Below are 9,123 nucleotides of genomic sequence, written 5' to 3'. Positions count from 1 at the left end.
TATTTAGCTGACAGTATCATTCGTCCCGGTGAAAATCTTGCTGACTGTCTCTATCCCTGACTGATTTATCGTCGGCATTGGCGAGGAGACATTAGTGTCAGGGGGGTGACTAGGACCACTCCGCCCCAAACCCTCTCTCGACCCAATCTACGTCCGTATTGCTAGGGTCCACGGGATCGAGGTAGTCTATATTACTAAGTCGTAGAGTCCGTGAGTCGCAGAGTCATTGAATCATAGATTCAGTGAATCTAAGATTTTTTGAGTGGTTGATTCCAGGATTCAGTGGATCACAGAGAATCTCGGAGCCAGCGACTATTTGAAATACTGAATCAATGAATCAGTGAATCCAAGAGATAGAGATTCAATGAATTACCCACCACGGGAAGTACAGAGTCACTGATTCAGTAACTGCCAGTAGCAAGCACCAATCCCCGAGGAATCGACAATCGAGGATTCCAGAATGCGTTGGCTCAATGAATCAGTGATTCTTTGACTTTTCACCAAGTACAACGTCATAAGCGCCTTTTAGCGGTTTATACCGCGGAATACAGCACTTTACCATTCCCAGAGCGGGATTAGATGTCTGACGTAGCTTTATGAATCATTGAATCAATGATCCAGACATGACTGAGCCACCTCGGGGATGGGGCGTCACATCATCAACTGGCATTCCCACGATCGCCTTCGGCAACCAGAAGGGCGGAACGGGAAAGACAACAGCAACGATCAACAGTGCCGCGGCACTGGCCACTCACGGTCACGATGTCCTCGCAATCGATATGGATCCACAGGCCGACATGACGAAAGGCCTTGGACTGGGACCGGGCGACGACAACGATCCCTCAAGCCCAAAAAACGATCTTCCGAATAGGCTCGCAACCGATGACGCAAATCTTCTCGACGTCCTCGTCGACAATCCGCGCACAGACAACACGACGCTGTCAGAAATTATGGTCCATAGCGACGAATACGAGCACCTGAATTTCGATCTTGTGCCGAGCCACAAGGATATGGGGCTTGCCCGAGATTGGATGGACGACGCAGGTGCTCGGCTGTCGTTGAAGCTTGCGCTCGAAGAATTGGTGGACGACGGCTACGACTACGACTTTATTCTGATTGATTGCCCACCGGATCTCTCAGTTCTGACAGATGCGGCGTTTATCGCGGCACAGAACGTCTTCCTGGCTGCGCAAACCCAGGCGACATCCCGTGATGCCCTCGACGACCTCTGGGACCAGCTCGAGTCGATTGAGACCAACCAACAGATCGAGATTGCGATCGTCGGGTTGCTAGCGAATATGTATCGAGATGATGGGCAGTCACAGAAATTCCTTGCCGCTTTTGATGAGTCATACGCATCACTGGCGCCGATATTTAAACTCCCAATGCGCGTAGCAATTCAGCGTGCTTGGGACAATGGGTGTGATATCTTCGAATGGGAGGACGCAAACGACCAGCAGGTCGAGCGCGACCTGTTCGGAGAAATTGCGGAAACCATGGAACGAGCCTTCGACAAAACGCAGGTGGAGGTGTAAATATGCCCCGAGGAATGGATGAGCGGTTTGAGGACCCATCAGAAGACCCAGAAGAGGAAGAAGCCGCAGCCGACGAAGCAGACGAGGCGGCAGAAAGAGACGACCACGAAGCACCAGGTGCTCCTCCAGAGCAATCAGAACAGCAGGAGGCTACTTCCACAACGGAGGCTGCGACAGGAGAAACAGCAGACGCTGATGAAGATCCTCTGAACATCCGAGAAGACTGGGATTCAGCCACGATATACGTTGAACCGAAACAGAGTGAAGACATCGAGGTCACGTTCACGCGGCTCAAAAAGCAGCTGAAGCGGGACGGCGTCACCCTCGAAAAGAACAAACACTTCTACCGGGCCATTTTCGAAGTGGCATTTGGAGAGTACCGTGAAGAGACAAAAGAGAAGATTCGCGAACTCGCAACGGAAGACACCGATCAGTAAATCAGTGATTCTTTGAGTCATAGATCACATGGAGACGACTACTGGAGTATCACCTGGTTCAATCACTCTAAACCGCGTCTGATTCTAGTTCGCCGTCGTTCACGAAAGATAGAATCAGCAGTGTATCGTCCCCAGCCTTCCTGCCGTCGGGGAGCATGATGTCGGTGTATTTGTCCGCAATTTGTTTTGCGTGCTCGTCTCCTCTCAGTGAATTTGGTCACTGGTGATGATTCTATGACAGAGGTAGCAATAGTGGATCAGATTTCGTCAACCTAAATCAAGAAACGGATTTACATGTATAGTGCTTAGAGTGGACAGAAATGCTTACGAAGGCCGGACTCGCCGTCATCGACGCGTTGAGCACCGGCCGGGAAGCAACAGCAGCTGATCTCGTGATGGACACTGAGTATTCGCAGACTCATCTCTACGACGTACTCGACAAGTTACTCGAATCGGGGTTGCTCGCCGAACACCGTGGGCCAAACAACCAGCGGGAAGTCTCCCTCACAGACCACCCGGTCGTCGAAGCATACCGAGCCCTTCGATCCGAACTCGGACACGTCGAGTGGCCCGATCTCCTCTCGCCGGCCACACTCCGGGTGTGCTGGTATCTCGACGAGCCCCGACGCGTGTCCGCGATCGCCGAGCGACTTGGTATTACCCGGCAAGGTGTCCACAAGGCGCTGTCACCACTCAAGCATCGCGCGATGCTGTCCCCATCGGGCCCGGAGTATGCGTTAAGTGAGGACCTCTCGCCGCTGCTGACGTTCGCTCGTGCAGTCGTCCGGCACGAACACCGGTCGCGCGTCCGAGGACTTGCACCGAGTGCGACCGTCAAATGGTGTGATCCGAAGCGAGCACTCGTCCGCGTACAGACAGCCGAAGATACGGAAGCACTCAAGGCCGCCACCGACTGGCAACTGGCCGGGCTTGCTCGGTTTGTGGAGTACGGCCTGCAGTTCTTCCTCGCCGGCGAACCCGCGTTCTGGTATGCGCCCGACGAGGAGCTCACACCTGCCAACGTCGTGTGCCACACGCTCGTCCTCGATAGCGGGTCTCGTCGCGTCAGTTATGCGATGCTCCTTATCGAGACGTTGGATATCGACCAAGAGACGCTGACAGAGACTGCACAGTGGTACAGTCTGGAGTCGACAGTGACTGCGATGTATCGGACACTCCACGGAGAGTTCGACACCACAGACGACCTTCCTGCCGTCCTCCCGAGTGAAGCAGAATTCAGGGCGCTCAAAGATCAGTACGGGGTCGCATAACTGTATTCAGTGGTAGCGAGGCGATCAAAGCGTTTCTTAAAGAATTCGATAGTTGGCTGTCGGAGTCCGTGACGGTGTATCTCCTTGGGGGATCGGCGATGACAGTTCATGGATTGAAAGACCAAACCGAAGATATCGACCTCGCGCTGGGTGTGGTATCTGAGTTCGAACATGTCGACGCGACGCTCTTCGTTGGCGATGACGACGATTATGACGATGTCTCCGATATCCCGATCGAACGGTTCCACGACGGTTCCGCGTAGACACCCGTTCGAAGACCTCCAAATCGGTGTAGTTGACGGAGAAGCGAAAAGCCATGAACTAACTATTCAGTGTCCGGCTGCGGGATGCGTATCGTCGTCCCGATCAGTATCAATCGGTTCGTAGCCGTAGTCCATCCCCACAGGAGTGAAGAGGGTGTCATAGAACGAGTAGCACACCAAAGAGCAGGGTGAATGCTGAGGTGGATGAGTTCAGCGACCCTGCAAGATGATCCTTCGATAGATTCGTTCTTTAATTCCGTGGAAACCGAGACGCTAGCGCTGTTTGAGCACCTTTCCTTCGAGTTTCTCGAAGAGTTCGATGTGTTCGCCCCGGCGAAGACGGGGCGAACACGAGAACACAACCCACCAGAGCTGATGCGTGGCTTTCTCCACTGCTACTACAAGGACATCTACGGCATTCGTCCCGTTGAACGAGAGCTTCGGAACACGGTCGTTTGGCTAAGCTGTGGGTTCGATCGACCGCCGTCGAGAGACGCGGTCGATCGCTTTCCCACCGACCTCGAACACGTCGTTGACGAGGTCTTTGACCGGCTCGTCGAGCAGGCCGCCTGCCGCGGCCTGCTCGACTTGACTTACTGTATCGATTCAACCGATGTGAGGGCGATGCCCGCCGATCAAGATGCGTCGAAATGCTACGATCCAACCGACGACGAATACTACTACGGCTACGGCTGTACAATCGTCTCGACCGTGCAAAAGATCCCGATTACAGCCGAGTTCACCGAGAGTAAGCAAGCGCCAGAGGAGACGGCGATGCGCGTCACACGTGACGCGCTCGCCGTCGCCACACCGATCTGGATGGTCGGTGACAGCGCCTACGACACGCTCGACTGGCACGACCACCTGCTGGCCGCAGGGGTTGTGCCAGTCGCTCCGTACAACGCGCGAAACGCCGACGACCCGAAAGACATCGAGTACAGGGTCGAAGACCGTATCGATCAACACAGCGACGACGTTCAGCTGAAGCAGTCCACGTTGGAAGAGACGTACAACCGCCGTACTGGAGTTGAACGAACCAACGAATCAGTGAAGGACTGCGGCCTCGGGCGAACGCACGCCCGAGGCCGCGTCCACGCACGGGCGCAGGTATTTCTTGCTCTGTGCCTTCGCCTCGTCGTCGCTATCACCAACTACGAACGCGGAGACAATCCGGGGAGCACGATCATCACGGTGTGACAAGAGTTCTATGACACCCTCAGCAACTGCCAAATACGTTGTCGAACGCAGCCCGTCCTGTTTTTGACCCCCCGAGAGGGGTGCGGGGGTGATCGAACGAGCCTCCCGCGAACCAACCAATAAGTGGAATCAGCGACCCACGGTCGTATGTACAGTCACGGACCTCAGCTGATCCCGACGTCATCTACGTCGGTTACCGCCGTCGAGGCACCGCTATCGTCGAGAAGCAATCGGATCAAGAACAACTCACGCCAGAGCGGAGTCTCAAGGTGGCGAATCACAGTCCTTCGGGATTCGAATGGGGATATTGCGGCAGCGGGCCGGCCCAACTCGCACTCGCCCTTTTGCTCGATTACACGGGCGATGAGGCGTTCGCCCTCGATCACTACCAAGAGTTCAAAACCGAGGTCGTGAGCCAGCTCGAATGTACAGGTCCCAACAGATGCTGACGGCTCACCAGCAGCGACATCGACGCAGTTCTTCACGAAACGCCTGACGAGTCGGTCGCACCAACCGTCTAAACACCAATCACCGAGAGCAACCTATGTCAGAACAGACCCAGCCATCTCGTTCGAATGACGAACCGACCGGATCCAGTGAGCAGCCGTCACGAACGGAGTACGTCGAACGTAGTGACGTCGGCGTCTCCATCACCGTGAAACTCACTCGCGGAACTGGCACCCGTGATCAGGACAAAATCGTCGCGAAAGCGAAAGGCAAGACTCTCGAAGACGCCCGCGAGGACATGGAAATCCTCAGAGCGTACATCCACGACCTCGCTGAGGACACTCGCCAGATCCAGCCAGCAACTCCACACAAAGAGTAATACTTTTGTCTGTTACACAAATTTGTGTAGCTATAGAATGTATGAAGTGTGCGGTGAGAAGGAATTCAAGGTCCTCCTCGCGCTCGACCCAGGCGATTCCATCTCCGGCATCGCGCGGAAGATCGACGAGAACCGGGAGACGATTCGGCGCGTCGTGAACCGTCTCGAGAAGGCCGGCTACATCGCGTATGATGATGGTCTCCAGTTCCTTGATCAGACGATTCGGGATGTCGGGCTCGAGTTCCTAGCCGCAGCAGCAGCTACCTCACCGCCGTCAATCCCGGAGGCGTACGTCCTTCCGCAGTTCGCCGGCATGGACTACACATTCACCGCTATCGATGCAGTCTATATCTGGACTCGCGGTGGCTATCAGGTCGCTCGCGAGCCGGGTGACTATCCGCTGTTCATCGCCGTCCACGAGTCCGATTTTGACGCCTGGACGGCGTTCTTCGACCGATTTAGGATCCCGACTGCGGAGGAACGCCAGCCTGCCGACGAATTCGACGGTGCCATCCAGATCGTTCTCGAGCCCCGTTCAGAAATCGAGGCCGAGATGGTCGATGGACGACCCGTCATCCCACTCCAAGAAACCGTGGCATTCGCAAACGAATACTACGCAACCTTCGAGTCCGCACTCGACATGCTCGGTCGGATGTACGACGATGTCGATACAGATGCGAACTATCGTATGGAGCCAGCCTGAGCATGAGTCAAGAAGACCGCAGTGAGGCACTCATCCAAGTACTCGAAGAACTGGAACAGTCCAACATCGGATTCGTCCTCGTTGGTGGGTACGCGATCAGTCAGTTCGAACCGCGATTCTCGACCGACCTGGATCTCGTCATCGCCCCGGATGACTACGACGACGTCGTGGCATTCCTCGAAGCACGCGGTTTCGAACGGACGGCCGAGCTCGAAGTTCCACCGGAAGAGACCATCTATAATCGGGAAATCGACGTCTTTGAACGGACCGAAGGACTCCCCCACCCGGTCGGCGTCGACATTCTCGTGAATGGGCTTGGCTGTCGGCAAACCGAGGCGGAATGGTCGTTCGACTATCTACGTGAGCACAGTACTGAAACGATGATTTCGGGCGGGACCCGGTCAACGACCGCACAAGCAGCTGATGGAGAAATCCTCGTCGCCGCGAAACTCCATAGCGGCCGAAAGACGGATCTCGCTGATGTCCTCGCTGCTATCCCAGCGGTTGACCTCGATGGCGTCGAGTCGCATCTCCACCGCGGCGATGCTGATGCCCTCCGGTCGCAGCTCAGTGAGGCCCAAGCCTTCATCGAAGAAGGTGGGCTGGATCACCGATTCAAGAGCATGTTCGGCCAATCGTCGGCATCAGCCGACGACATCGAGACGCTCCTCGAATTCCTCAAACGACAGCAGAAGTGAAATAGCGTTTCCCATGCCTACAGCGACGGTATCTGTGCGTAGCTATTACTGAAAAGTGACGCCCAGAGAGAACCGGCGCTGTTTGTCCTCGCCTCAGCAGGAGCGGAGGCGACCGTCCATGAGCGACACAGGAGGGCACGACCCAGACTCGAACGAACTATCACCAGAACAACGCCTCGAACCTCAGAATACGCGACTCATCAACGCCGGCATCGTGACGATTCACGATATGGAGACACTGCGAGCCTGCGTCGCCTACGAGAATGCGAACCAGCAGCGCGTTCAGATCCTCCGCCAGCTCGAAGAGCGGGCTACTGAAATCTGTTCACGGGACGACTGACGCGACAGCCGGGGAGCTACTTGTCGGAGCCTCGGTGGGTAGAGGGTCAATCTAGATGAGTGAGCGACCTAAAATCGAGATTCAACAACAGACCGCATTCGACGACGACGGCCAACTCAAAGTGAGCGAGATGACCGTCTACATCCCGCTGGCGTAACGCAGCGTGCTGTTTTTTATGCCCCCGGAAAGGGCGGGGGCTCGATCCAGTAAGTCCTCATTCAGGGGTGTATTCCGTGAGTCAACAACATCCGAACGACATCTCAATCGACGACATTCCAGTCGACGTATCGAATACCCAATCAGGCCAGGTGGATTCTGCTGAGGTACCCGAAGGAATCGAATCGATCACCGTGGGCTCGCCGGTGAGCAGCCGCCGACGAATCCCATAGTGGTTCTCAAATCGGCCCGGTGGTGGTATCTACACGGCAAGGGCGGGACAGATCCCGCCTTCCAATGGGCCATCGAGTGGGCACGTCACCTTGCGACCGACACGCCTAGCGACGTCGAGCGGTTCGACGAGTTCCTCGAGTACCTTGTCACGGTCGGCTTCGCGGACGAACGTCACGAACTCCGCTAACCGACAAACTCGGTTTTTGGATGCTCTGAGGGGTGCGGCGCGGTCTGAACAGACGCAGTCGCCGTGAACTTGATTCGGTGAACACAATGGCTACGACCAGTGATTCGTCGGTCTCCTTCGGAGAGACCGACACGCGAGACGACGAGATGAACAGTACGATCAAACAGTGGATCGATGAACTCGTCGCCGGCGTCGACGACGCGCAGGCTAGTGAGGAGTTCCAAGAGTGGCTCGACGTCCAGAGTCGCTTTCACGACTACTCCTACCGGAACACGCTCCTCATCAAGCAACAGTGCCCCGAGGCGACGCGCGTCGCAGACTACCGAACGTGGCAGGAGGAGTTCGACCGGCACGTCCAGGAAGGGGAATCGGCCATCTGGATCTGGGCCCCGATCATCACGAAGCAGTGTCCGGAGTGTGAGAACTCGCCGAGCTACCACGAGGACAGCGATTGTGACTACGATGAGACGCCGCCCGAAGAATGGTCGGAGGGGCTGGTCGGGTTCAAGCCCGCGCCGGTGTTCGATGTCTCCCAGACCGAGGGCGAGTGCTTCCCGACCTGGACACGGAAGCGACCGGGGACGCCGGCGATCTCGTCGACCAGTTGACTGTCGCCGCTGACGGCCTCGGCGTGACGGTGCGAATCGTTCCAGCCGAGGAGTGGACGCACGCCGAGACGAAGGGCATCTGCGAGCATCTGAGTCTCGTCGATATACAGCCGCGTGTCGAGGTTCGGGAGCGGGAGAACGTCTAGGCGTACAGCGTCGAGGAGATCTTCGCGGAAAAGCTCCAGGCAATCTACCGGCGCGGGGCCGCGCGTGACGACTATCTCTATCAGCTGCTCGAAACCGATTCGGTCGCGATCAACTTTGCCGACGTGGGGCCCGCCTTCGACGCGAAGTGCAAACACGATGGGCTCACCGTTGACCTGAACGACGGGCTCCCGGACGAACAACAAGAAACGATCCGCCACCAGTGGGAGACCACGCTGCCGGATCTGACCGGTGATCCGCCGGCGTTCGATATGGTCTGGGAACAATTGAACACGGTGATCTCCCAACAGGGATCGCCGTAGGCAACGGCCGATGTCGGTGTGGATGACCGATGAGTGTCGCGTCCGGATCTCTGGCGATCGCTCTTATGTAGAATTGCGGAAAGACCCGATAACGAGACACTCAACCGCTGTCTCGACAGATCCTCCGGCGAGAGTGAGTGATCGAACGATACCGAAGGTGTGAGCGGCCTGTTCCAAGCCCTGCTTGGACAGGCCGCGGAA

8 protein-coding genes and 6 pseudogenes are annotated in these 9,123 nt (G+C 56.4%); 13 read left to right on the top strand and 1 reads right to left on the bottom strand.

What is annotated here, in order from left to right; translation table 11 throughout:
* The first annotated feature begins 623 nt into the window (after positions 1-623).
* The 13 genes and pseudogenes from Z052_RS17170 to Z052_RS20620 all read left to right on the top strand — a co-directional run.
* Complete coding sequence (locus tag Z052_RS17170; RefSeq protein WP_099289292.1) at positions 624-1,535, top strand: ParA family protein; 912 nt, start codon at positions 624-626, stop codon at positions 1,533-1,535.
* Between the two features lie 14 nt (positions 1,536-1,549).
* Entirely contained in the window at positions 1,550-1,972 is a 423-nt protein-coding gene (locus Z052_RS17165; protein ID WP_199058316.1) for a hypothetical protein, read from the top strand.
* Between the two features lie 320 nt (positions 1,973-2,292).
* Positions 2,293-3,243 carry a winged helix DNA-binding protein gene (locus Z052_RS17160; protein WP_099289290.1) on the top strand — a complete coding sequence of 317 codons (951 nt, stop codon included), beginning with the start codon at positions 2,293-2,295 and terminating at the stop codon, positions 3,241-3,243.
* Positions 3,240-3,431: pseudogene (locus Z052_RS21445) on the top strand (hypothetical protein); the annotation flags it as partial. The gene Z052_RS17160 and the pseudogene Z052_RS21445, both read left to right, overlap by 4 nt.
* Before the next feature lie 279 nt (positions 3,432-3,710).
* Positions 3,711-4,703: a transposase gene (locus Z052_RS17150; protein WP_099289293.1), complete on the top strand. Its 993-nt coding sequence runs from the start codon at positions 3,711-3,713 to the stop codon at positions 4,701-4,703.
* Between the two features lie 119 nt (positions 4,704-4,822).
* Positions 4,823-5,224: pseudogene (locus tag Z052_RS21115) on the top strand (DUF6166 domain-containing protein).
* 23 nt (positions 5,225-5,247) lie between these two features.
* Positions 5,248-5,529, top strand: coding sequence for a hypothetical protein (locus Z052_RS17140; RefSeq protein ID WP_099289288.1), 282 nt, complete (start codon positions 5,248-5,250; stop codon positions 5,527-5,529).
* A 37-nt stretch (positions 5,530-5,566) separates the two neighbouring features.
* Entirely contained in the window at positions 5,567-6,232 is a 666-nt protein-coding gene (locus tag Z052_RS17135; RefSeq protein WP_099289287.1) for a winged helix-turn-helix domain-containing protein, read from the top strand.
* 2 nt (positions 6,233-6,234) lie between these two features.
* Positions 6,235-6,930 carry a nucleotidyltransferase family protein gene (locus Z052_RS17130; protein WP_099289286.1) on the top strand — a complete coding sequence of 232 codons (696 nt, stop codon included), beginning with the start codon at positions 6,235-6,237 and terminating at the stop codon, positions 6,928-6,930.
* A gap of 118 nt (positions 6,931-7,048) precedes the next feature.
* Entirely contained in the window at positions 7,049-7,270 is a 222-nt protein-coding gene (locus Z052_RS17125; protein WP_099289285.1) for a hypothetical protein, read from the top strand.
* A gap of 233 nt (positions 7,271-7,503) precedes the next feature.
* Positions 7,504-7,847 (top strand): annotated as a pseudogene (locus tag Z052_RS17120) (hypothetical protein).
* An 86-nt stretch (positions 7,848-7,933) separates the two neighbouring features.
* Positions 7,934-8,595 (top strand): annotated as a pseudogene (locus tag Z052_RS17115) (DUF955 domain-containing protein); the annotation flags it as partial.
* 18 nt (positions 8,596-8,613) lie between these two features.
* Positions 8,614-8,922, top strand: a pseudogene (locus Z052_RS20620) (nucleotidyl transferase AbiEii/AbiGii toxin family protein); the annotation flags it as partial.
* 63 nt (positions 8,923-8,985) lie between these two features.
* Here Z052_RS20620 and Z052_RS17110 read toward each other — a convergent pair.
* Positions 8,986-9,123 (bottom strand): annotated as a pseudogene (locus tag Z052_RS17110) (IS1595 family transposase); the annotation flags it as partial.

Source organism: Halorubrum sp. C191 (genome assembly GCF_002727095.1).
In the GTDB taxonomy this organism is placed as follows: domain Archaea; phylum Halobacteriota; class Halobacteria; order Halobacteriales; family Haloferacaceae; genus Halorubrum; species Halorubrum ezzemoulense.
Note: the sequence above shows the minus strand (reverse complement) of the source record. Positions and strands in the feature narration are given on the sequence as shown.

Coding starts and splice junctions, on each gene's coding strand:
- Z052_RS17170 (WP_099289292.1), top strand. CDS start 624: ATGACTGAGCCACCTCGGGGATGGGGCGTCACATCATCAACTGGCATT.
- Z052_RS17165 (WP_199058316.1), top strand. CDS start 1,550: ATGGATGAGCGGTTTGAGGACCCATCAGAAGACCCAGAAGAGGAAGAA.
- Z052_RS17160 (WP_099289290.1), top strand. CDS start 2,293: ATGCTTACGAAGGCCGGACTCGCCGTCATCGACGCGTTGAGCACCGGC.
- Z052_RS17150 (WP_099289293.1), top strand. CDS start 3,711: ATGAGTTCAGCGACCCTGCAAGATGATCCTTCGATAGATTCGTTCTTT.
- Z052_RS17140 (WP_099289288.1), top strand. CDS start 5,248: ATGTCAGAACAGACCCAGCCATCTCGTTCGAATGACGAACCGACCGGA.
- Z052_RS17135 (WP_099289287.1), top strand. CDS start 5,567: ATGTATGAAGTGTGCGGTGAGAAGGAATTCAAGGTCCTCCTCGCGCTC.
- Z052_RS17130 (WP_099289286.1), top strand. CDS start 6,235: ATGAGTCAAGAAGACCGCAGTGAGGCACTCATCCAAGTACTCGAAGAA.
- Z052_RS17125 (WP_099289285.1), top strand. CDS start 7,049: ATGAGCGACACAGGAGGGCACGACCCAGACTCGAACGAACTATCACCA.